Here is a 22,844-nt window from a genome sequence, read left to right as displayed (position 1 = left end):
AAACTATCATTAAATAATTATTGCATCACTAATATGCAATTTACTGCTATTGCAATATTTTTTTATCTTATAAGAGTTGATAGCTTTTCCATCTTCTATATCTACAACCATCATTTGAAGTATTGATTTACAAGAGTTTGGAACTTCAAAGTGACTACCTATTCCTGTTGTTGCTCTTTTAATTGGTGCTTTTTCATCCATTCCTATAACATTGTCATAACAACCAGTTAATCCAATATCTGTCAAATATGCAGTATTTTCAAAAATTTGTAAATCATCTGTTCCTACATGAGTATGTGTTCCACAAATTGCACTAACCCTGTTTTTAAACATCATAAGCATAACTCTTTTTTCACTAGTTGCTTCACCATGAAAATCTACAAAAATATTTTTAATATTTTGTTCCTCTAAATTTTTTATTAATTTAGTAGCCCAGTTAAATGGATTTTCAACTAAAGGCATTGCAAATTGTCCCATAAGATTTATAACTGCTAATTTTTCAACTCTTTCTTCAATTTTAATATCACATATTTTCAAACCACTACCAACTACACCTTCTGGATAATTATCTGGTCGTAAAACATTTCCACTTTCATGTAAGAATTGAACATCTTTTTTCTTATCAAAACTATGATTACCACCTGTAATTAAATCAATTCCACTAGAAAATAGCTCTTTTGAACTATCAATTGTAAGCCCAAAACCATGACTTGCATTTTCACCATTTGCTATTATAAAATCTATTTTATGCTCTTCTTTAATATTTTTTAAACTATCTTTTATAATCTTTCTTCCTGGACGACCTACTATATCACCTATAAATCCTATTCTCAAACCTTATCCTCTTTTATTTTTCTAAGCCTTACTTCAAAAAGTGCTCCATTATCTTCATTGTAAGCTTTTATACTACCATTATGCTCTTCTACTATTTTTTTGGCAATAGATAATCCTATTCCCATTCCACCTTGATTTTTAGAACTTGTAAATGGTTCAAACAATTTTTTTAGTATCTCTTTGCTTAAGCCACCAGCATTATCTTTAAATCTTACAAGAATATTATTTTTCTCTTCTAAAATATCAATTTTTAGCTCTCTATTTTCATAATCTTCAATTTTTACTAATTCATCAAGAGCATTATTTATAATAATAATCCAAATCTGCTCTATTCTTTGTTTTTGAATATTACTCATAAAAATAAATCTATTGTTATCAATGTTATTTATATCAAAAATTTCACCATTTAAATATATTTTACTAATATGTTTTGCTCTATTATGTGCCATAGTCAAAGCTGTAAGTATAGTGGCATATACATTAAATTCTCTTTTTTCTCCCTCATTTGAATGAGAAATTTCTCTCATACTTTCAACTATATTTGCAATTCTATTTAACCCCTCTTTTATTTTTTTACTATCTTGCAACATTCTATTTTTTATATCTGAATCATCAAGAGATTCAATATCATAATGCATAAGCTCTAAATTTCCTTTTACATATGTCAAAGGTGTATTTATTTCATGTGTAATTCCAGCAGATAAAACACCAATATAACTCAATTTTGCACTTTTTAACTGCTCTTGATAATGGATTTTATCTTTTGCTTTACTCTTTTCTATCTCTTTTTTTATTCTTTTTTCAAGATTTGAATTTAACTCTTGAAGCTCTTTTTTATCTTCTAGAGAGTTTATTATAAAAATAATTCTAGCTTTTTTTGGAAGTAAAATTAAAGATAACTCAAGATGTATAGGAGTGTTATCTTTTTTTATAAATATTATTTCAATTTTTAATATTTTTGTAAAATCAGCAATATCTCTTAACATATTTTCTAATAGTTTTTTTGAACTACTACTTATTATATCAATTGGTGATAATTTAAGTATTTCATCTTTTGAATATCCAAGAAGTTCTGATATTTTGTTATTAACTTTTACAAATTTATTTTCTAAATTTAATAATGCAATACCACTTTGAACATTTTCAAAAATGGCATCATACTCTTCAATTTTAAGATTTAAATCTTTATATAGCTTGTATATTCTTTTTTTATCGGTTACATCTTGACATATTATATTATAAGCAATTGTTTGTTCGTTTTCAATCTGCTCTTCAACAAAAATATCTACCCAAAAACTCTCTAGATTTTTTCTTTTTCCTTGTACATTTTTTAGTTCAAAAGTTGATTTATTTAACTCTTTTTTTACAGCTTTTTTGAAAACTTGTTTCATATCTTTAAATACAAAAAGTTTATAACTATGTCCCAAAAGTTCACTTCTTGAATATCCTAAGAAATCACTAAAAGCAATACTTACTTCATTTATTATCCCATCTTTATCAATTTGAATAAACATAATATGCTCATTCATAATTTTTTGATTTTCATTTAATACAAGAGAGTTTTCTACTATATCAAAATTTAATTTTTTGTTTTCATCTGCTATTTTTTTATTCTCTTTATTTATAATATATGCAAAAACCGATGCCAAAACTAAAGCTAAAACAAAAACTACAAAAACAATAGCTATATAATAATCCTTTATAAAATTACTTTTTTCATCAATAGTTTTATCCATCAAAAAAGTATAAAACTTATCATTTTTTATATAAACTTTTTTATAAATATATTCATCGAGCGAAATTTGAGACATCTCTTCATTCAAGAAATTGCCATTTATATCTTTAATTAATATTTTTTTATTATAAGAGTTTGAAATTTCATCTAAAATAGTTTTTAAATCAACCTTTAAGATATAAAACTTATTTTCACCTCTAATTGCAAAATTTAAAAAATTATTCTCTTCATCTTCACAATAACTAAAAATGTCAAACTTATTTAAAGATTGCAACTCTTTAAAATATGGCTCCATAAATATAGATTTTAATCTTTGAGAAAAGTAGTTATCCTCTTTATTTCTATTAACTAACTTTAAACTCTCTTTTGAATCAAAATCAACAACTCTAAAAGTTAAAATATTTAAATCTTTAAATAAACTATCATTTACAAAACTCTTTATCTCATTTTGATTATTCATTTTTGATAAAATTGGCTCTATTAATAGAAGTTTATCACTGTAATTTTTTATGTAATCTTCAAATTTTAGAGCTTGTGTATCTAAAATATACTCAATTTTTTTTACCTCAATTTTATTACTATACATTGAATAAAAACTATTAAAAGCAATATTTATAAGAAATAGAAGTATTAAAATAAAAAGAGTAAATGCACCAAAAAGTTTTATATAAAATGAACTCTTCAAAATATTTTTGCCTTTTTAAATTTTATATAATAACTTGTACTATTTTCTAATATATTACATAAAAATATAGCTTGATTTTTATCTGCCAAAAGTTTTGCTAAATATATTTTTGAATCAAACTTATTCTCATCTTCAAAATTCAAAAATTGTTCAAAAAACTCTTTTTTTCTTATATCTTTTATATTATCTTCTATTTTTAAAACTATTTCATCTGAATTTTCTTCTATTTGCAGTGAAATATTTACAATAACTCTCTCTAAAGAGTATTTTTTTGCAAACTCTACCATAGTAGAAAGAATATTTATAATAATATTTTTCAAATCATTATGTGCAAAATTAATTTTAATATTTTCATCAAAATCATATACTATCTCAAGTAATGAATTATCAAATTTATTTGATATACTTTTTACAATATCAAATAGATTTGAACTCATATTTTGTCTTGAAGAAAATAGTGTTTTTGTCTCATTTAACATATCCGATAACTCTTTTAACTCACTCTCTATATTATTTTTTACATCCTCTATTTTTAAGATGTCTAAATCTTTTTTAATATTTTCTAGTTTTAATAACTCAAAATATATTTTTGATATTGGTGTTTTCCATTGGTGTGAAAAGCTATCTAAAATTTTTGACATAAGTGCAACCTTTAAAGAGTTCAAAGCTGTTTCATCTTGAATTTTTAAATCATTTAATCTATTTGATAAATCTTCTTTTAAAAGTCTATTTGTTTTTTCAAGCTGTTTTGTTGCAGTTATATCTGTTCTAATAGATGAATATCCAATATGTTGTTTTTTATCATTATATTTTGGAAATAAAGATGTTTTAACCCAATATGTATTTCCAAATTTATCTATATTTTTTACTTCACCTTGCCATATTTTTTTTACTCTTAACTCTTTCCAAAGATTTTTATAGAAGTTTTGTGACATATCAGGGTGTCTTAAAATATTTGCATTTTTACCAACAATCTCATCTTTAGAATATCCTGACATTTCGCAAAAACTTTTTGTTACAAAAGTTATTTTTCCATCTAAATCAGTGTCAAGCTTCAATACATATCTATCTACTTGCGAAAATAGTTCATCATAACTATTTTTTAAAAGTTTATTTTTAATATCTTGATTTTTTGATTTATAAAGCAAAAAAATAATAAGTGCTAAACTTAAGCCAAAAAATATAGTTAAAAAGTTATAAAAATCATTTAATTTTTCTATTTTTATATTTTTTTCTAATAAGTTTGATTTTAAGTAAAAAGTTTTTGAATCTTCTAATTTAAAAATTGGAATTAAAATAAAAAGTCTATCTTTTTCAATATCAGAAGAGTTTGAAACAAATTTTTCAAATATTAAATCTGAATTTGAATTTAACTTATTTAAAATTTGATTAAAATTAAACTCAAAATTTACAACTGCCAATAAATTCAGCTTTTCATCAATTATTGGTTTTGAAAATATAATAGTACTATTTTTATCACCATATTTTATATCAACAAACTCTTTTTTTGAAGCGACAACTTTTTGAGTAATATTTAGATTAAAATTGTCATCAAAATTTATATCTTGAAAGTTTAATATTGGCTTACTATCTACAGTATAAAAACTAATATCATATATTCCTAAAGTTTTGTAATATGAAAACTCTGGCTCAAACTCAAGATAAAGCTCATCTTTTATCTTATTCTCATCGCTTTTTTGCAAAATAGATATTAATTTTTTGTTTTTGATAAATCCATTAAAGTATATAAAATCACTTGTTTTAATTAACTCATCATAATATCTATTGTACTTATTTAAACTCTCTTTTTTATAGTCATTTAAAACAGCTTCTAAACTAATATTTTTAAACCAATTTATTACAAAAATAGAGAGCGCAAAAGATAAAATAAAATATAAAAAATACCTAAAAATTAGGTTTTTATTTTCCATATTTATGCTTCTAGGACTTCAATTACCTTTTTTTCTAATGAATCAAGAGAACTAAAAGGTTTCATAACATAGTTTGTTGCACCTATTTTATGAGATTTTAAAACCTTATCCAAAGTTGAATAAGCAGTCATCATAATAACTTTTTGATCACTATTTATCTCTTTTAATTTTTCCAAAACATCCAAACCATTCATTTGAGGCATCATAATATCAAGTAAAACTAAATCATATTTTGTGTTATTATTTATTGAACTCAAAGCCGAAACTGGATTTGAAAATGTTTGAACACTAAAATTTGGATTTCTATTTAAAAATCTGCTTAACATATCTAAAATTTCTATTTCATCATCAATTACTAAAATTGAATACTTTTTACTCATTTTATTTCTCCTCATTAAATAGTTTATTTGCAGCTTCTTTCATAACTTGCTCATTTTTCTCTTCAAGAATTCTATCTAAGAATATAAATACCTGCTCACTTGCTTTTTCAACAAGTTCAATTTTATTTTCTATTAACTCTTTTGAACAAGATATTTCATGTCCAGAACACTCATTTGCAAGAATATTTGCCTCTTTGTGAACAATTGAGTGTGGATTATCTAAGCCTTTATAAGAGTGAGTGAAACTAAACTCTTGTTTTCCAAGTCCTGTATTATACCACTGCCCAAGTCTACACTGTGTATGATCAACTGGTTTAAAGTTATGTGAGTTACCAAAAATTAGTTGATATAAATTATTTTTATAAATAACATGGTCAAGTTTAGCAAGATTTATAAAGATTTTATTTGAGATACTTTCAACTTCAAAAACAGCTCTATTTGAATTTTTTTGGAATGTATTCATTAATTTACTTAAAGACTCAATTCTTCCTTTTGTCTCACTAATAACTGATGTAACAGTATCGGAACTCTCTTTTATCTTTTCAGTCTCTTTTTGAATTGTTGTAACAACATCTTTTATCTGTTTTGCAGCATCTGCACTTCTACTTGCAAGATTTCGCACCTCTTGAGCAACAACAGCAAATCCTTTTCCAGCTTCTCCAGCAGTTGCAGCTTCAACAGCAGCATTAAGTGAAAGAATATTTGTTTGGAACGCAATTTCTTGAATAATATTTATAACTTGAGCAATATCCTTACTTTTAGAAACCAAAGATTCTACAACTTCATTTTCACTTGCAATCTCTTTATATAAATTATCTGTATCAATTACAACCTCTTTTGTCAAAGTTAATCCTTGAGTTGAACCAAGTGCTGTCTCTTTTGACTCTTTTTGCATATCTTGAAGCTCTTTTAAAAGTTCTAAGTATGTATTTTGAGTATCACCCAAAGATCTTGTCATATTTTTATTATGTCGCTCTAGTAATCCACCCTCTTTATTGTCATGAATAGATGTTTTTACCAAAGATACGATATTGTAGTTATTATATTTTTTTACAGAGATTTTTGCTTCACACTCTTCAAGAATTACTTTATCTTCATTTGATTTAACAGCATTTATAATTGATGAGAAATCTTCTATATGCGATTTCGATAAGTCATTTACAAAAAAAAGTTTATCATTTTCGTCTAATACTACCAAGCCCTCTTCTTGAGAAAAAGATGAGATAGTTTTGTAAAGTTCAATCTCTTTATCTTTATTTTTAACAATATCATCTAGTTTTAAAGAGCTTGAATTAATGAAATCTTTTAATTCATTATCTTTTTCTTCAAGCTTCTTTTTAAGCTCTAAAATCTCATTTGTTAAATTCTCTATTAAACTATCATTTTTTTTGTTTCCAAAGAACATAAAACAATCCCCTTTTATATTATTATTGCTTGAAAAGTATCTAAAAATAACTTAATTCTTATTTAGGTGATTTGCACAAATAAATGCTTGTGAAAATACTATTTGGAAATTAAAGCCCCCAAGTTCTCCTGTTAAATCCAAACACTCTCCTATAAAATATAGATCTTTTTGTTTTAAACTTTCAAAAGAGTTATGATTTATCTCATTTGTATCAATTCCACCTTTTGTAACCTCAGCTTTTGTATATCCAAAATTTCCAGCAGGACTTAATTCATAATTTTTTAGAAGTTTTAATTTTTCTAAATCTTGCTGTGTTAGTTTTGAACAACTTTTATCTTCTAAATCAACAGAAGATAAAAACTCTTGAATAAATCTTTTGGGTAAAGGAAGTGCAGTTGAGATATTTCTATTTCCAATTAAAAACTTTTCTATTTTTTCTTTTGGTAAAAAATCTATTTGGATTTTCCCTTTTTCCCAATATAAAGAGGAGGTCAAAACAGCTGGTCCACTAAAACCTTTATGAGCAAAAAGAAGATTTCCTTCAATTGCCTTTTTACCATCTTTGCTATCTGTTAAAATATTTACAAATATAGATAATCCTGATAACTCTTTAAACCAAAACTGCTCTTTTTGAACTGTAAATCCTACAAGTGCTGAGTTTAATTTATTGATTGTGTGATCAAATTTTTTTGCTATATCAAATGCAAAACTAGAAGCACCTAAAGAGCTATAAGATAGTCCACCACTAGCAACTACAACTTTTTTTGACTCTATTATTCCATTTGATGTTTTAATTGTAAAAAAATTATTAAAATCAACATCTAAAACTTTTGTATCAAGATATTTTTTAATATGTGAAGTTTTTAAAGAAAACATATCAATAACATCTTGACTAGAGTTACAAAAATATGTTCCTTTTACAATTTTAGGGTTAATTTTTGGGAAAACTTGATTTTTATTTAAAAATTTTAATAAATCATCTTTTGAAAAATTCTTTAAAATCTCTTTTGCAAAAGTTCTATCTCCTAAATAGTTTTTATCACTTACAAACTCATTTGTAATATTACATTTAGCTCCACCTGAAACCTTTATTTTTTGCCCTATTTTGCTATTTGAATCTATTAGACAAATATTTTTAAATTTATTTTTATCCAAATTTGAAGCAAACATCAAACCACTTGCACCTGCTCCAATAATTGCTATATCGAAAATTTCTTATCCTTTTTTGACAATAAAAATATTTTTACCATCTTCATATTTATAAAGCAAATTATATCCATTTGCCTTTAAAATATTAAAAACAATATAAAGACCTAAACCAAAAGACTCATTTGAGGATTTACTATAAAAAGGTTCAAGGTATTTTTCAAAATCTCCTTCTAATTTTTTTCCACTATTTACAAATAAAATATCTTCATTTTGTGTTAAAACTTCAACTCTTTTATCATTTGAATACTTTATTGCATTATCAATTAAGTTTTTTATAGCTATTGAAAATAGTTTAAAATTTACATTTAACTTAATATTTTCGTATGAATTTTTAACACAATTATCATCTATCATCAAAATATCTTTTGCATTATCAAGTAAATCTTCTAAAAAATAACTCTTCTTTTCTAAAACTCTATTTTGAGAAATAAGCTCTTCGATTGTTGCAAATTCGTTTATTAAGCTTTCTAAGCGGTTAAAAACCATCTTTAATTTTTCTATATTTTCATCGCTTTTTTCAAGCTGCAAAAGAAACTTTCCTTTTGTAATTGGAGTTTTAAGCTCATGCATAATATTTCTTATAAAAATATTTCTTGACTCTTTTATATTTTTAAGCTTTTGGGCACTTTTTTTGAACTCGTTTGCCAAAAGAGTAACCTCATCTTTACTGCTACTATTTGATAATTCAAAATCAAACTTCTCATCACCAAAATTTATAACCTTATCTTTTAATTCTTTTAGTGGAAGTAGTTTTTTTAAAGTATTTATATACAAAATTGTTATTACAATTAAAAGAGAAACAAATACAAAAATAGTATAAAAACTATTTGTAAGATTCTGGCTCTCTAAATCTTTTATTAAAATTTGAGTATCAAATTTTTCAAAAAATAGATAAATTTTTCCATCTATTTCAAATATTTTAAAAGTTTCATTATGTTTGTTTGATCTTGAAAAAATCATTTTTTTGTTGTTACTTAAAATATTTTTTATCTCTTCTTTGCTTTCAAATAGTTCATAATTCATATCTAGTAAATTTTTATGAAAATCTTTATCAAAATAAAATTTCTTACCACTTACCATTTTTATTATTGGTTTATATCTTTCAAATATTTGTTCATTTTTTTTGAAGTTTTCATGACTTAATAAAAATATAAAAGATACTATCAATAAAAGAGAGGTTATAAGAAAATTTAGTGTTGTAGAAAATATTATTGAATTTTTATTCATTGTACAAATTTATATCCCATTCCTCTTATTGTTTGAAGATATTTCGGCTCTTTTTGATTATCTTCTATTTTATGCCTTATTCTATTTATAATAACTGCTAAAGAGCCACTACTTTCATAATCGCTATTTAAAATATCAGAGTTTTCAAAAATATCATCACGACTTACAATAAATCCTTCTCTTTTTATAAATAGACTTAAAATCTCAAACTCTGCTGCTGTTAATTTTATAGAGATACCATCTTTTGTGATATCTTTTTTCTCTTCATCCAAAATAAAAGTTTTTTTAAGATTTGGCTCTTCTTTTTCATAGGATTTATTAAATCTTCGTAAAATTGTTCTTATTCTTACTTCCAACTCTCTTGGGTCATAAGGCTTTGGTAAATAATCATCAGCACCAAGTTTCAAAGCTGTAACTTTATCACTTATATCACTTCTTGCACTTGAAATTATTATTGGAATATTAAACTCATCAACAACTCTTTTACAAACATCTAATCCATCCATTCCAGGAAGAGTTAAATCTAAAATTAGTAAATCAAACTTTTGTAGTTTCAAACTAGAAAGAGCCAAAAATGGCTCTTCAAAATTTACTACTTCAATATTAAACTGCTTTAGATACAAAGATAAAACCTCTGCTAACTCTAAATCATCTTCTATCATTGCAATTTTTATCAAAGAAACTCCTTATTTTCTAGTTTTTAATTTTTAGTCTTCAAATCTTTGTTTCATCTTCTCTTTTCTTAAATCAAGTAGAGTTCTTAATTGCTCTTTTTGTTTTGAATCTAAAACTTTATAAGCTTTATCAATCACATCTGCATGTAACTCTTGATTTTTCTCTCTTTTATCTTTCATAATTTTAATAAATTTATCTTTATCAAAACTATCTTTAGTAAATGCATCACAAGGAAGCTCTTGATTTTTTTTACTTTCATTAATTATGTTATCAATTTTTGTTTTTTGATCTGCTGTTAAATTTAGTTCATAAAACATTCCTAAAATACCATAATTTTGTTTTGACATTTTTTTACCATCTTTTTGATTTATAGGAGAATTTTTACCATCTTTTCTAAAATCACAATTAGGTCCACCTTGTTGTGCGTACAAACCACTTACTAATATTGAAGCTAATGCTAAACTTGAAACAATTTTTTTCATTTTCTATCCTTTTTTTTGATATATGAAATTATTACACAAATTTCTTAATGATATTTAAATTTTATATTAACACAAACTTAATAGATAAACCAAACCATAATATCTATTATGTTAAAATTTATTTATTCAATAAATTAAAAGGTCTAATTTGAAATTATCAAAATTTATAAAAAAATTTATATTTATTACTGCATTTTCATCTATTATAGCAGCATTCTTAATCTCTATTTTTTTTCAATATCAAAATTTTAAAAATGAGTTTAACCACTACAAAAAAGAGTTTACAGAACAAAAAAAAGAAGAAGTTAAAAATGAAGTTTTAATGATTTATGGATTAATAAAATATAAAGAAGAGTTATTAAAAAAAACAGTAGAAGATAGATTAATAGATAGAGTAAATCAAGCTTATAATTTAGCAATGAATATTTACGAAACTAATAAAAAAACAAAAACTGAAAATGAGATAAAATATTTAATTGCTACTTCTATAAATGATTTAAAGTTTAAAGACAACGATAGTTATTTTTTTATAAATAGCAACAAAGGTCAAGCTATTTTGTTTGATAATAAAATAACTCTTGATAAATATGTTGATGTTTGGGATTTAAAAGATTCAAACGATGATTATATAATACAAATTCAAGTAAAAATAGCAAAAGAGCAAAAAGAGGGATTTACAACAAATAAATTTGTAAAACCAAACTCAAAAGATGAAGTTCAATATTTAAAATTATCTTATGTAAAACTCTTTGAGCCTTTTGATTGGAATATTGGAATAGGTGAATATATAGATGATTTAACAAAAAATACTCAAGAAGAGATACTAGATTGGTTAAATACCATAAAATATAAAAATAGTAGTTACTCTTTTTTAAATACAATAGATGGACAGACTTTGATTTTTGAAGGAAAAAGAGTTGAACCAAAACCTCATCCATATCCAGAGACTTTCAAAAGACAAGTGGAAACTGCAAAAAATCCAAATGGGGATTTTTATAAATATGAATTTAAAAAACCAAATAGCGATGAAATAGCTGAAAAAATTTCTTTTATCAAACAATATGAAAATTATAATTGGATTATTGGTTGTGGAGTATATTTGGATGAAATTGAAAAAGAATTACAAAGAAAAAATGAAATTTTTAAAAAAAATATAACTCAACAAATAGTTTCTATGTTTATTATCTTTTTATTTATTTTAGTAGCTATCTATTTTATCTCAAAATATATAGCAGATTTTATAAATAAAAATATAAAAAATCTAATTTACTCATTTAGCAAAGCATCTTTAAAAAATGAAAAAGTAGATACAAATCAACTTAACTTTAAAGAGTTTATAATTCTTGCAAATAGTTTAAATAAGACTCTTGAAAATAAAAATATGGTTGAAAAAAAACTTCAAGATTATATAAATATTGTTAATCAAAATGTAATAATTTCATCTACAAATATACAAGGAGTTATAACTGAAGTTAGTGAAGCATTTTGTGAAATTTCAGGATATAAAAAAGATGAACTTATAGGAAAATCGCACAATATCGTAAGACATCCTAATACTCCTACTAGTTTTTATAAAGAGATGTGGAATACTCTTTTAAGTAAAAAAGAGTGGAGAGGTGAAATTAAAAATCTTGCTAAAAATGGTGATATTTATTGGATTTATGCCATCATAACTCCTATTTTAAAAAATAGTGAAATTATAGGTTTTACATCAATAAAATCAAATATAACAAACAAAAAACATATAGAAGAGCTTTCAATAACAGATGATTTAACAAAAATATACAATAGAAGATTTTTTAATATAAAAATCGAAGAGGAGATAAATAGAGCAAAAAGAGATAATAAAGAGCTTTGTTTAATTATTTTAGATATTGACTTTTTTAAACAGTACAATGACACTTATGGTCACCAAGAAGGCGATATTGTAATAAAAAGTGTAGCAAATGTTTTAAAAAATAGAACAAATAGAGCTGATGATTTTGCATTTAGAGTTGGTGGTGAAGAGTTTGTAATAATTACGCATATTGAAAAAGATAAAGTTTTGAACTATACAAACTCTATTAAAGATGATATAGAAAATCTAAAAATAGAGCATAGAGGAAATAAAGCCTCAAAATATGTAACAATTTCTCTAGGAGTAGTTTGTAAAAATGCAATTGAGATAAATAGTAGTGAAGAGTTATACAAAGAAGCTGATGATAATCTGTATGAAGCTAAAAGAAGTGGAAGAAACTGTGTGGTTATAAAATAGATGATAATAAAAACTGCTACTTTTAATCTTTTTCAATTTTGTTCACCTGAGTTTTCATTTTACACAAAAAAAGAGAAGTTTAAAAAAGATGATTGGGAAGAGAAAAAAAATTGGATAAAAGAGCAACTACAAAAAATGGATTGCGATATAGTGGGTTTTCAAGAGGTTTTTTCACAAGAAGAGTTAAAAGAGTTAGTTTTAGAGTGTGGATTTAAAGAGTTTGTTGTAACCCAAAATCCAAAACTAGATGATAAAAATAGAGTTTATAAAACAACAACAGTAGCCTTAGCAAGTAAATTCCCTATAAAAGAGATTAAAAAAGTTTCAAAAAATGAGAATTTTACTTTTGCTAGAGAACCTATAAAAGCAATAATATCTTTAAAAAATGATTTAGATATAAATGTATATGTAGCTCACTTAAAATCAAATAGATTAAATGAGTTTGAGTATAAATTTACAAAAGATTCTACTCTTGAAGAAAAAAAAGAGAAACTAAATATCGCTTTTAAAAACAACTACTCGCTATCGCTTAAACAAAGACTTAATGAAGCAAAAGCACTTCACTTTGATATAAAAAAGCAAATACTTCCTTCAATTTTACTTTGTGACTTAAATGATAGAGAGTTTTCAATAACTATTGATGCTTTAACAAATAAGAGATTTTATAAAAATGAGTTAAAAAAAGATGATTTTATACTTTTTGATAGCTATGATATTGCTCCAAAAAAAGTTTACAATCCTCACCCTGAGTTTAAAGGTTTAAAAAGAGTACCTACAAGCTATTTTGTAGGACATGGAAATACCCTTGATTTTATCTTTGTATCAAAAGATTTAGAAAATTGTGTAAAAAATCATAAAGTTTTTGATGAACATTTACAAAAAAACAGAAATGGAACTCTAAAACAAAGTGATCATGCTCAAGTTGTTTGTGAATTAAAGATTTAAAAGTTTTAAGTTTCTATATAATAACCAACCCCTTGAATATTTTTTAAATAGTTCAAAGGTAATTTCTTTCTAAAATTTTTTATAAATTGCCTCATTGCATTTTGGCTCATTAGAATATTATCATCACATATATGATTAAAAATCTCCTCATATGAAATAACTGACTTTTTTGATATTAAAAGTTCTAAAAATAAAATCTCTTTTTTGGTTAAAACAAACTCTTCTTTATCATTTGAGATAATAGATTTTTGAGTATTAAAATACCAATTATCTTTTAGCATATATATTTTCTGATTAGTATTTGATTTTAAAAAAGATTCAAATGCCTCAATTAATTTTGCATTTGTAATAGGTTTGACTATATATTTTATTAAATTAAGTTCAGTTGCCTCTAAAAGATAATCCAAATTTGTATATGCAGAAGTTATTACTACTTTTATATCTTTATCATTTTCTCTAATCTTTTTTATTAAATCAATACCTGATTCATTTTCCATCTTTATGTCAGTCATTAATAAATCTGGTTTTTCTAAAAGATACTTTTCATAGGCCTCTTTAGAACTTTTTGCAACAAAAACTTCTTTGAAATAGTGTTTTAAAATCTCTTCAAAATTTTCTCTTATTCCTCTATCATCTTCAACATATAAGATTGTAAATGCTTTAAGTTTTTTTAGTAAATTATTCATATTTGATAAAAATCCATATTAGTAAAGATATGATATTATAGCAAACTGTTTAATTAAAGAGGTAATTTTGAATAATAATATAGAAAAAAATCTACTAAAAACTATACTATTTATATATATTGCAATAAGTTCATCTATGATTTTGGCAATATCATTTTTTTATGTAAAAAATACGCAAGATAATTTTGAAAAACAACTATTAAAATATAAGAGTGATTATTATATTGAGATAGAAAATTCATTAAAGATGAAAATAACAATGGTAATGGATATTCTAGACTACAATATTAAAAACTTGAACCTAAGTCAAGACGAAATAAAAAAATATACAATTAATTTTTTAAATAATCTTACATTTGAAGAAAATAGTAGTAACTATATATTTGTTTACGAAGTTTTAAATTTTGAGGGTGGAGATAATTTTGCAAAGATGTTAGTAAATCCAAATAGACCTGATTTATTTGGTAAAGATATTTCAACAAATGAAGAAGATGGAAATGGGAAAAAATTTAGAGAAGAGTTTTTAGAGAATATTAAAAAATATGGAGAGTCTTATACAAGATATTCATATAAAAAACCTGATAGTAAAGCTCTTCAATATAAGCTATCATATTTTAAATATTACCCACATTTCAACTGGATAATAGCAGCTGGAGTTTATATAGATGATATAGAAAATGAGTTAAACTTAAAAAAAGATGAGTTAAAAGAGGAGATAAGAAAACAAATTATTCAAAATATTATTCTGTTTGTGATTTTTTTGATTATTGCTATTATAACTCTAGCTCTTATTTCAAATAAAATTTATAAAATTTTAAAAAACTACAAAAAACAAGTTATTGAAAACGAAAAAGAGTTAAAAGTTTTAAATAAATCTCTTGAAGAGATGATTTCAAATATAGCTCATCAATGGAGACAACCATTAACAGAGTTATCTTCTATCCTAATGTTTATAAAATTAAAATTCGATACAAAAACTCTAGATAGTAAAATTATGGAGAATAAAATAGAGGATGCAACACAAGTTTTAGAATATATGTCTCATACTATTGATGATTTTAGAGGATTTTTTTCACCAAAAAAAGAGAAAGAGAGATTTTATCTTCATGAACTTATAGAAAATATATTATTAATTAGTTCAAATATGTTTAAAAATAATAATATAGAAATAGTGTGTGATATTGATAAAAATATAGTTTTAAATAGCTATTTGAATGAACTTCAACAAGTAATTTTAAATATTTTAAAAAATGCAAAAGATGCTTTAGTAGAAAACAATATAAAGAGTCCATATATCAAAATTGAAGCAAAAGTTGATGAGCAAAATATATATTTGTCTATAACTGATAATGCAGGTGGAATTAAAACAGAACCAATAAATAAAATATTTGAAGCATATTTTACCACTAAACCTCAAAGCCAAGGTACTGGAATTGGGCTTTATATGTCAAAAATGATTTTAGAAAAAAGTATGAAAGGTAAATTATTTGTAGAAAATATAGAAGATAAAGCTAGGTTTACAATAAAATTATAAGAAAACTGAAAAATTTATTTTCAGTTTTCTATTTTCAATTTTAATATTTTCTAAACTTTTTAGTAACCAAACATCAAATTTGGAAGCCATAGAGATATAGCTGGTATATAAGTAATTAAAACCAATCCAAAAAGTAAAACTAAAGTCATAGGAATAGAAGCTTTTATAACTTGTCCCATGGATAATCCAGTTATTCCACTTGCGACAAATAAATTAAGTCCAACAGGTGGAGTAAGCATTCCTATCTCCATGTTTACAACCATTATAACTCCCAAGTGAATTGGATCAATTCCAAGAGCCATTCCAATAGGAAGAAGAAGTGGAACTGTAATCATAACAACTGAGCTTGGCTCCATAAATTGTCCCATAATTAGAAGTAAAATATTTACAATCAGTAGGAACATTAAAGGGCTTACATTTGCATCTATTATCATTTGAGTAATTTGTTGAGGAATTTGCTCATCTGTTAAGAAGTGTGCAAAAATCATAGCATTTGCAATGATAAAGAAAATCATCGAGCTTGTTTGTGCAGAATCTAATGTAATTTTATATAAATCTTTTAGTTTTATATCTTTATAAACAAAAAATGATATAAAAAATGCATACATAACACTAACTGCTCCAGCTTCTGTTGGAGTAAAAATACCACCGTAAATTCCACCAATAACTACAAAAATAATTAATAATGCCCAAAAAGAGTCTTTAAAGGCTTTAAATATTTCAGACAAACTAGCCATCTTTTCAGCTTTAAACCCACTTCTTTTAGCTAGTATATATGTAGCTAGCATCATCATACCACCTATCATAAGTCCAGGAATTACCCCAGCCATGAATAGTTTTCCAATAGATTGATCAGCACTAACACCATATACAATAAACACAACAGATGGTGGAATTAAAATTCCTAATGTTCCAGAAGTTGTAATTGTACCAATAGCAAATTGCTCATTATATCCAGCACTTTTAATAGCACCATACATAACAGAACCAATAGCAGCAACAGTAGCAGGAGAACTTCCACTAATAGCAGCAAAAATAATAGAAGCTAAAATAGCAGCAATTGGAAGTCCTCCTGGAAGATGACCAACTAAACTTTTAGCAAAATTTATAATTCTTGTAGCAGCACTTCCTCTTGAAAGTAAAGAACCAGCTAAAACGAACATAGGAATTGCCATAAGTGTATATTTATTTAATCCATCAAAAATATATGATGAAATTCCCATTAAATCGTTGTTTGTAAATAAAAATGCAGAAACTAATGTACTAGCACCTAAAGCAACAGCTACAGGAACTCCTACTAACATCAAACCAAAAAGTAAAATAAAAAGTGTTGCAATAACCATTATTTATTTTCTCCTTTAATCTCTTCTATTATAGCTTCATGTTCACTAAATAGTTTGATATTCTGAGCATCTGTTTTATAAAGTTCTACAAGTTTTTCAGCAACTCTATATGCAGCTAAAAAAAATGCAATAGGAATAACTAATTGAGGAATCCAAAGTGGAACTTGTAAATCTACGTTGATTTCTCCAAAATCCATTAACATCAAAATTAATTTATATCCAAAATATGAAATCAGAAGAAGATAAATAATAGAAAGTAGATTTGCAAAAAGCAAAAACATTTTCATAACAGAAGGTGAAAACTTCTCTATTAATAAAGTAATAGAGATGTGAGCACCTTGCTTAAACCCATAGGCAGCACCAAAAAGTGCCGACCATATAAATAAATAGTTTGTAAGTTCAGCTGCCCAAGGAAGACTCATATCAAAGACATATCTTAGAACAACATTAACAAATGCCAATAAAACACCCAATACCATTCCATAGACTGCTATTGTTTGATTTATTGTACCAACTATTAAATCAATAATTTTAAAAAATTTACTCATTTTTCCGCTTTACTTATTTTGTATCAATTGCTTTTTTGATTAAATCTTCACCAATTACATCATAAAATTGTGGATAAATACCTTCCATAACTTTTCTCCATTCAGCTTTTTGTGCATCATTTAATTCAAAAATCTCAAGTTTTTTTGACTCAGCTGCATATTTTTTTAAATCAGCCATAATTTTTGCATCATCTTCTGCAGTTGCTTTTCTTTCAAACTCTGTTGCCTCTTTCATAGCTTGTGATACTTTATCTTGTAAATCTTTTGGTAATTTATCCCAGAATTGTTGATTCATCACAACTAAATAACCTAAATATCCATGGCTACTTAAAGTAAGACTAGATTGAACTTCATTAAATTTTTTTGTATAAAAATTTGATAGAGGATTTTCAGTTGCATCAACAACACCTTGTTGAAGTGCTGAATAAACTTCAGAGAATGGTAAAATTTGTGGATTTCCACCAACAGCTTTAAACTGAGCTTCTAAAACTTTTGAAGATTGAATTCTAAATTTTTGACCTTTAGCATCTTCAGGATTTATAATAGCTTTTTTGCTACTTGAGAAGTGTTTAAATCCAGCATCCCAATAATCAAATGCTATCATCTGTTTTTTTGCATCTACATAAGATTTAAGTTTTGCACCAACTTCTCCATCCATAACTTTATATAAGTGCTCTTTGTCTCTAAATAAAAATGGTAAATCAAAAAGTTGAATTTGTGGAACAATCGATGGGAATTTTGATAAACTTGGCATAATTAATTGAACATTGTTCATAGCCAAAGCTTTCATCTCATCTGAATCACCATAAAGTTGTGAGTTTGGGAAAACTTGAACATCAATTTTTCCAGCAGTTAACTCCTCAATTCTTTTTTCTAAGAAATCAGCAGCCATACCTTTTGGCGTACTAGAACTTACAACGTGACTAATCTTCATAACATAGTCAGCACCAAAGCTTGAAGTTGCAAGTATTGCAGCTGCAGCTATTCCAAATATACTTTTTTTCATAAATACTCCTAAAATTGAAAGTTTGATTTCAAGTTTATCCAAAAATTATGTAAATGTTGTGTCACTATAGATAAATTTTCGATAAATTACTATTTTATTTAAAAAAAATTAAGCTATTTTAAAGAAACTAGCTATTCTCTTGACCAAACTCAATGATAATTAATATCATTTTATAATATAATTCTATTTATATTAAATTATGGAAATAAAATGAAATTCTTTATAAAAATATTAAAAGATTTTCCATCTTATCTTTGGGGAGGATGGGCATCTATTGCTTCGATATTTCTTTTTTTTGCTTTGTGGGATTTTGGACACCAAATTTATGGAGATTTAATTCTTCCTAGTCCAAAAGATACATTTATAGCAATGAGCTCTATATTACAGGATAGCTCTATGCAAAATGAGATTATGATAACTCTAAAAAGAGCATTAAGTGGTTTTGGTTTAGCAATTTTGATTGGCTCTATTTTAGGACTTCTTGCAGGACTTTTTATAACTGCATCTATTATGAGCCGTCCAATAGTCACAATTCTTTTTGGAATGCCACCAATTGCTTGGATAGTTCTAGCCATGATTTGGTTTGGTATGGGTGATACAACAGTTATTTTTACAGTATTTATTGCATCTTTTCCTATTGTATTCGTAGGTGCTTTACAAGGAACTAGAACTATTGAAGGTGATTTAAAGCAGATGGCTGATAGCTTTAATTTACCATTTTCTATGAAACTTTTTGATATATATTTTCCTCATATTTTTTCATACATCTTTCCAGCATATATAAGTGCATTAGGAATGTCTTGGAAAATAGTAATTATGGCAGAACTATTAGCAACAAGTGATGGATTAGGTTCAAGTTTAGCAATAGCAAGAAGCCAGCTTGAAACATCAACAGCTTTGGCTATTGTTGCTATTATGATAGGGGCTCTACTTTTAATAGAATATATAGTTTTAGAACCAATTAAAAAGGAGCTTGAACTATGGAGAAAATAAGTAATAAAAACTTTATAGAAGAGCTTATTGTAGAAAATGTTAATTTCTCTTTTGGTTTTAAAGAGATTTTAAAAGATATAAACTTTACTTTAAAAAAAGGGGAAGTGGTATCTATAGTTGGACCTAGTGGTGGTGGTAAAACTACCCTGCTTCATCTTTGTTCAAAACTTTTAAAACTTGATACAGGAAAGATAAAAAATAGTTTTTTATCTTCTACTTTTGCTTTTCAAGAACCGCGACTTTTGCCTTGGAAGAATGTGATTGATAATATTGCTTTAGCTCTTAAAGCAAAAGGTGAAAAAACAAACATAGCAGAACAAAAAGCAAAAGATATTGCAATTTTATTTGGCTTACAAGAGAGTGATTTTTCTAAATTTCCAAAAGATTTAAGTGGTGGAATGAAACAAAGAGTATCATTTGCTAGAGCTTTGGTTGTAAATCCTAGTTTGCTTTTTTTAGATGAACCATTTTCAGCTTTAGATATAGGTCTTAAAAAAGAGCTTCAAAATTTATTAATAAAAAATATAGAAAATAATAATTTGAGTATCCTTTTTATTACGCACGATTTGATGGAGGCTATAAAACTGAGTGATAAAATAATTGTTCTAAAAGCACAGCCAATTGGTCATATCAAAAAAATATTTACTATAAATGAAGCAAGAGAAAAAAGAGATGATGAATTTGTATATAGTAAAACTGCAGAGATTTTAAAAGATAAAGATATTATCTCTAGCTTTGAATTGGAGTTAAGATGAGCAGTTCTCACTATTTAAACTATCCAAAAGGTGATTTCCCAATATATTTGGCATATGGATTTCGCCCTATTTTTCTTCTTCTTGCTCCATATATTGTATTAAGCATTATTTTATGGGCTTTTGTTTTCGCAGGGTATATAAATCTTCCAATTGAAAATAGTTTAAATTGGCATATTTATGAGATGATTTTCGGAGTTGGAACTGCTATGATAGTGGCATTTTTTCTAACAGGTTTACCTGAACTTTTTCCTGGAGTTATTCCAATAGTTGGAAGACATTTAGCTTTTATAGTTTTTTGGTGGATTTTGGGAAGATTTAGTTTTTGGTTTATAGACTATTTTGGAATATTTTTTACAGGATTTATAAATATTAGTTTAACGGCATATATATCATATCTTGCAGCAATTCCAGCTTTTCGTGATAGAAATAAAAGGCATACTTCTCTTGCATACTCTATGGTTTCAATAGTTATTATTCAAGCTATCTTTTTTTTAAGCGAATCAAAAATTTTAAATATAGATTCATATAAGATTCTTCTTTTATCTATGATTTTATTTTTGGTTTTAATTTTATTGGCTTTAAGAAGAGTTAGCATGGAGTCAATAAATGAGTTATTAAATCAAGAAAATATAAATGAAATATTTTTAGCAAAATCTTTTAGATACAACCTTGCTATATTTTGTCTTCTTTTATATGGTTTTGTTGAACTCTTTTTTCCAAATAATTCAACTTTAGCTTATATTTGTTTTGCTTGTGGTTCAGCTACTTTTGCTCTTTTAAACGATTTTGTTTTAAAAGATAATAATATTTTATTTAAACCTTTCGTTTTATACATAATCTCTACAATTTCTATAACTGCTATTGGATTTTTCTTTTTAGGTTTTAACTACCTTTTTGAGTTAAATATCACAAACCACTTTAGACATTTTTTAACAACAGGAAGTTTTGGAATGGTTTTTTATGTAATTATGATTATAGTATCAACGATTCATACAGGAAGAAAAATTTTCACAAATTGGGCTTTAACTTTGGGTTTAATTTTAATAATTATTGCAACATTTATGAGAGCTTTTATTCCATTTTACATTGAATATAGTATGACTTTATATATTCTATCTTCAATTATTTGGGCAATACCTTTTATAATATATATAAAAATATTTTTCCCATTTCTACTACAAGTTCGAGCTGATGGAATAAAAGGTTAAAAATAATAAAGAAAAAGGATTTATTTATGAAAAAAATAGTTTTAGTGTTTACACTTTTATTAAACTTATTTGCAAAAGATGAGAATACAATAGTAATAGCAGGACCAATAGCAAGTGTATCTCATCCAATACTTTATATGATAGAACAAAATGCTTTAAAAGATATTGGAAAAAAAATAGAGTTTAAACTTTGGAATAATCCTGATGAACTAAGAGCCTTAATACTTAAAAAAGAGGTTGATTTTATAGCTCTTCCTACAAATGTAGCTGCAAATTTATACAACAAAGGTATAGATTTGAAGTTATTAAATGTTTCAACTTGGGGAATTTTAGGAGTTGTTAGTCGTGATAAAAATTTAAAAAACATAGAAGATTTTAAAAATAAAGAAATTATTGTTCCATTTAGAGCTGATATGCCTGATATTATTTTTCAAGCACTTATAAAAAAAGCAAATCTTAATATAAAAAAAGATTTTAAATTAACATATGTTGCAACTCCTATTGATGCTATGCAAATGTTAATTTTAAGAAGAGCAGATCATGCACTTTTAGCAGAACCTGCAATTTCTATTGCATTGAGAAAAACAGGCTCTTTTCCTGTTAAGTTAATAGCCCCTGATTTATATAGAAGTGTTGATTTACAAAAAGATTGGGGAAGATTATTTGAAGTTGAACCAAAAATTCCACAAGCAGGATTAGCAATCATTGGTGAAACAAAAGGAAAAGAGCAGTTGATTACTAAAATATTAGAAGAGTATGAAAAAGCTATAAACTGGTATAAATCAAATCAAAAAGATGCTAGTGAACTTGTAGTTAAAACACTACCTATGTTGGAGGTTAATGGTTTAGCTGATTCAATTGATTATATTAAATTTGAAAATATAAATGCTCAAAATAGTAAAAAAGATTTAGAGTTTTTCTTTAGTGTATTACTTGAAAATGATAGTAAAATAATTGGTGGGAAGTTACCAGATGATAATTTTTACTACAAATAAAAAAGGCTTGAGAT

At 25.4% G+C, this 22,844-nt stretch carries 20 protein-coding genes; 7 read left to right on the top strand and 13 right to left on the bottom strand.

Annotated elements, in window-relative coordinates:
* Positions 1 to 9: 9 nt before the first annotated feature.
* From AC5LG6_RS06455 to AC5LG6_RS06415, 9 genes are read right to left on the bottom strand one after another with little or no spacing between them, the layout of a single operon-like run.
* Positions 10 to 834: a TIGR00282 family metallophosphoesterase gene (locus AC5LG6_RS06455; RefSeq protein ID WP_498586010.1), complete on the bottom strand. Its 825-nt coding sequence runs from the start codon at positions 832 to 834 to the stop codon at positions 10 to 12.
* On the bottom strand, positions 831 to 3,254 hold the full coding sequence (locus AC5LG6_RS06450) for a PAS domain-containing sensor histidine kinase (protein ID WP_498586009.1): 2,424 nt from the start codon (positions 3,252 to 3,254) through the stop codon (positions 831 to 833). The genes AC5LG6_RS06455 and AC5LG6_RS06450 overlap by 4 nt, the downstream gene beginning before the upstream one ends.
* Positions 3,251 to 5,185 (bottom strand): PAS domain-containing protein, encoded by a 1,935-nt coding sequence (locus AC5LG6_RS06445; protein WP_498586008.1) that lies wholly within the window; start codon positions 5,183 to 5,185, stop codon positions 3,251 to 3,253. The genes AC5LG6_RS06450 and AC5LG6_RS06445 overlap by 4 nt, the downstream gene beginning before the upstream one ends.
* Before the next feature lie 2 nt (positions 5,186 to 5,187).
* On the bottom strand, positions 5,188 to 5,565 hold the full coding sequence (locus AC5LG6_RS06440; RefSeq protein ID WP_066156214.1) for a response regulator: 378 nt from the start codon (positions 5,563 to 5,565) through the stop codon (positions 5,188 to 5,190).
* Between the two features lies 1 nt (position 5,566).
* A complete protein-coding gene (locus tag AC5LG6_RS06435; RefSeq protein WP_498586007.1) occupies positions 5,567 to 6,970 on the bottom strand; it encodes a methyl-accepting chemotaxis protein in 1,404 nt (467 codons plus the stop codon).
* A gap of 51 nt (positions 6,971 to 7,021) precedes the next feature.
* The gene (locus AC5LG6_RS06430) at positions 7,022 to 8,164 is read right to left on the bottom strand and encodes a BaiN/RdsA family NAD(P)/FAD-dependent oxidoreductase (protein ID WP_498586032.1); all 1,143 of its coding nucleotides are present in this window, start codon (positions 8,162 to 8,164) and stop codon (positions 7,022 to 7,024) included.
* Between the two features lie 21 nt (positions 8,165 to 8,185).
* Complete coding sequence (locus AC5LG6_RS06425) at positions 8,186 to 9,406, bottom strand: ArsS family sensor histidine kinase (protein WP_498586006.1); 1,221 nt, start codon at positions 9,404 to 9,406, stop codon at positions 8,186 to 8,188.
* Positions 9,403 to 10,083, bottom strand: a complete 681-nt coding sequence (locus AC5LG6_RS06420; protein ID WP_141055018.1) for a response regulator transcription factor — start codon at positions 10,081 to 10,083, stop codon at positions 9,403 to 9,405. Before AC5LG6_RS06420 ends, AC5LG6_RS06425 begins: the two co-directional genes overlap by 4 nt.
* A 30-nt stretch (positions 10,084 to 10,113) precedes the next feature.
* Positions 10,114 to 10,563, bottom strand: a complete 450-nt coding sequence (locus tag AC5LG6_RS06415) for a Spy/CpxP family protein refolding chaperone (RefSeq protein WP_260925100.1) — start codon at positions 10,561 to 10,563, stop codon at positions 10,114 to 10,116.
* Between the two features lie 148 nt (positions 10,564 to 10,711).
* On the opposite strand from AC5LG6_RS06415, the gene AC5LG6_RS06410 reads away from it, so the two are divergent.
* Together AC5LG6_RS06410 and AC5LG6_RS06405 are read left to right on the top strand one after the other, a co-directional pair.
* Complete coding sequence (locus AC5LG6_RS06410; RefSeq protein WP_498586005.1) at positions 10,712 to 12,817, top strand: cache domain-containing protein; 2,106 nt, start codon at positions 10,712 to 10,714, stop codon at positions 12,815 to 12,817.
* The gene (locus tag AC5LG6_RS06405; protein ID WP_498586004.1) at positions 12,818 to 13,762 is read left to right on the top strand and encodes an endonuclease/exonuclease/phosphatase family protein; all 945 of its coding nucleotides are present in this window, start codon (positions 12,818 to 12,820) and stop codon (positions 13,760 to 13,762) included.
* A 5-nt stretch (positions 13,763 to 13,767) separates the two neighbouring features.
* On the opposite strand, the gene AC5LG6_RS06400 is transcribed toward AC5LG6_RS06405, so the two are convergent.
* Positions 13,768 to 14,448 (bottom strand): response regulator transcription factor, encoded by a 681-nt coding sequence (locus AC5LG6_RS06400; RefSeq protein WP_498586003.1) that lies wholly within the window; start codon positions 14,446 to 14,448, stop codon positions 13,768 to 13,770.
* A 67-nt stretch (positions 14,449 to 14,515) separates the two neighbouring features.
* Between AC5LG6_RS06400 and AC5LG6_RS06395 the strand changes: the two genes are divergently transcribed.
* Positions 14,516 to 15,982 (top strand): cache domain-containing protein, encoded by a 1,467-nt coding sequence (locus tag AC5LG6_RS06395; RefSeq protein ID WP_141048579.1) that lies wholly within the window; start codon positions 14,516 to 14,518, stop codon positions 15,980 to 15,982.
* A gap of 59 nt (positions 15,983 to 16,041) precedes the next feature.
* Here the strand turns inward: AC5LG6_RS06395 and AC5LG6_RS06390 are convergent, their stop codons facing one another.
* Genes AC5LG6_RS06390 through AC5LG6_RS06380 form a run of 3 tightly spaced genes read right to left on the bottom strand, consistent with a single transcriptional unit; the run spans position 16,042 to position 18,879 of the window.
* Entirely contained in the window at positions 16,042 to 17,325 is a 1,284-nt protein-coding gene (locus AC5LG6_RS06390; RefSeq protein WP_066156241.1) for a TRAP transporter large permease, read from the bottom strand.
* Positions 17,325 to 17,873 (bottom strand): TRAP transporter small permease, encoded by a 549-nt coding sequence (locus tag AC5LG6_RS06385; protein WP_066220119.1) that lies wholly within the window; start codon positions 17,871 to 17,873, stop codon positions 17,325 to 17,327. Before AC5LG6_RS06385 ends, AC5LG6_RS06390 begins: the two co-directional genes overlap by 1 nt.
* A gap of 13 nt (positions 17,874 to 17,886) precedes the next feature.
* The gene (locus tag AC5LG6_RS06380; RefSeq protein WP_066220122.1) at positions 17,887 to 18,879 is read right to left on the bottom strand and encodes a DctP family TRAP transporter solute-binding subunit; all 993 of its coding nucleotides are present in this window, start codon (positions 18,877 to 18,879) and stop codon (positions 17,887 to 17,889) included.
* A gap of 210 nt (positions 18,880 to 19,089) precedes the next feature.
* On the opposite strand from AC5LG6_RS06380, the gene AC5LG6_RS06375 reads away from it, so the two are divergent.
* The 4 genes from AC5LG6_RS06375 to AC5LG6_RS06360 are packed head-to-tail and all read left to right on the top strand — an operon-like array spanning position 19,090 to position 22,830.
* Complete coding sequence (locus AC5LG6_RS06375) at positions 19,090 to 19,872, top strand: ABC transporter permease (RefSeq protein WP_066347731.1); 783 nt, start codon at positions 19,090 to 19,092, stop codon at positions 19,870 to 19,872.
* A complete protein-coding gene (locus tag AC5LG6_RS06370) occupies positions 19,860 to 20,627 on the top strand; it encodes an ABC transporter ATP-binding protein (protein WP_498586002.1) in 768 nt (255 codons plus the stop codon). Before AC5LG6_RS06375 ends, AC5LG6_RS06370 begins: the two co-directional genes overlap by 13 nt.
* Positions 20,624 to 21,835 carry an NnrS family protein gene (locus tag AC5LG6_RS06365; protein WP_498586001.1) on the top strand — a complete coding sequence of 404 codons (1,212 nt, stop codon included), beginning with the start codon at positions 20,624 to 20,626 and terminating at the stop codon, positions 21,833 to 21,835. Before AC5LG6_RS06370 ends, AC5LG6_RS06365 begins: the two co-directional genes overlap by 4 nt.
* A 26-nt stretch (positions 21,836 to 21,861) precedes the next feature.
* Positions 21,862 to 22,830, top strand: coding sequence for an ABC transporter substrate-binding protein (locus AC5LG6_RS06360; RefSeq protein ID WP_260953511.1), 969 nt, complete (start codon positions 21,862 to 21,864; stop codon positions 22,828 to 22,830).
* The last annotated feature ends 14 nt before the right edge of the window (positions 22,831 to 22,844 follow it).

It is taken from the genome of Arcobacter thermotolerans, assembly GCF_983172305.1.
This window is presented reverse-complemented; position numbering and strand designations above follow the sequence as displayed.

Excerpts from the sequence above, each read along its gene's own strand:
- AC5LG6_RS06400 (WP_498586003.1), bottom strand. The coding sequence starts at position 14,448 with ATGAATAATTTACTAAAAAAACTTAAAGCATTTACAATCTTATATGTT.
- AC5LG6_RS06435 (WP_498586007.1), bottom strand. The coding sequence starts at position 6,970 with ATGTTCTTTGGAAACAAAAAAAATGATAGTTTAATAGAGAATTTAACA.
- AC5LG6_RS06405 (WP_498586004.1), top strand. The coding sequence starts at position 12,818 with ATGATAATAAAAACTGCTACTTTTAATCTTTTTCAATTTTGTTCACCT.
- AC5LG6_RS06415 (WP_260925100.1), bottom strand. The coding sequence starts at position 10,563 with ATGAAAAAAATTGTTTCAAGTTTAGCATTAGCTTCAATATTAGTAAGT.
- AC5LG6_RS06370 (WP_498586002.1), top strand. The coding sequence starts at position 19,860 with ATGGAGAAAATAAGTAATAAAAACTTTATAGAAGAGCTTATTGTAGAA.
- AC5LG6_RS06375 (WP_066347731.1), top strand. The coding sequence starts at position 19,090 with ATGAAATTCTTTATAAAAATATTAAAAGATTTTCCATCTTATCTTTGG.
- AC5LG6_RS06360 (WP_260953511.1), top strand. The coding sequence starts at position 21,862 with ATGAAAAAAATAGTTTTAGTGTTTACACTTTTATTAAACTTATTTGCA.
- AC5LG6_RS06385 (WP_066220119.1), bottom strand. The coding sequence starts at position 17,873 with ATGAGTAAATTTTTTAAAATTATTGATTTAATAGTTGGTACAATAAAT.
- AC5LG6_RS06365 (WP_498586001.1), top strand. The coding sequence starts at position 20,624 with ATGAGCAGTTCTCACTATTTAAACTATCCAAAAGGTGATTTCCCAATA.
- AC5LG6_RS06440 (WP_066156214.1), bottom strand. The coding sequence starts at position 5,565 with ATGAGTAAAAAGTATTCAATTTTAGTAATTGATGATGAAATAGAAATT.
- AC5LG6_RS06390 (WP_066156241.1), bottom strand. The coding sequence starts at position 17,325 with ATGGTTATTGCAACACTTTTTATTTTACTTTTTGGTTTGATGTTAGTA.
- AC5LG6_RS06425 (WP_498586006.1), bottom strand. The coding sequence starts at position 9,406 with ATGAATAAAAATTCAATAATATTTTCTACAACACTAAATTTTCTTATA.
- AC5LG6_RS06380 (WP_066220122.1), bottom strand. The coding sequence starts at position 18,879 with ATGAAAAAAAGTATATTTGGAATAGCTGCAGCTGCAATACTTGCAACT.
- AC5LG6_RS06445 (WP_498586008.1), bottom strand. The coding sequence starts at position 5,185 with ATGGAAAATAAAAACCTAATTTTTAGGTATTTTTTATATTTTATTTTA.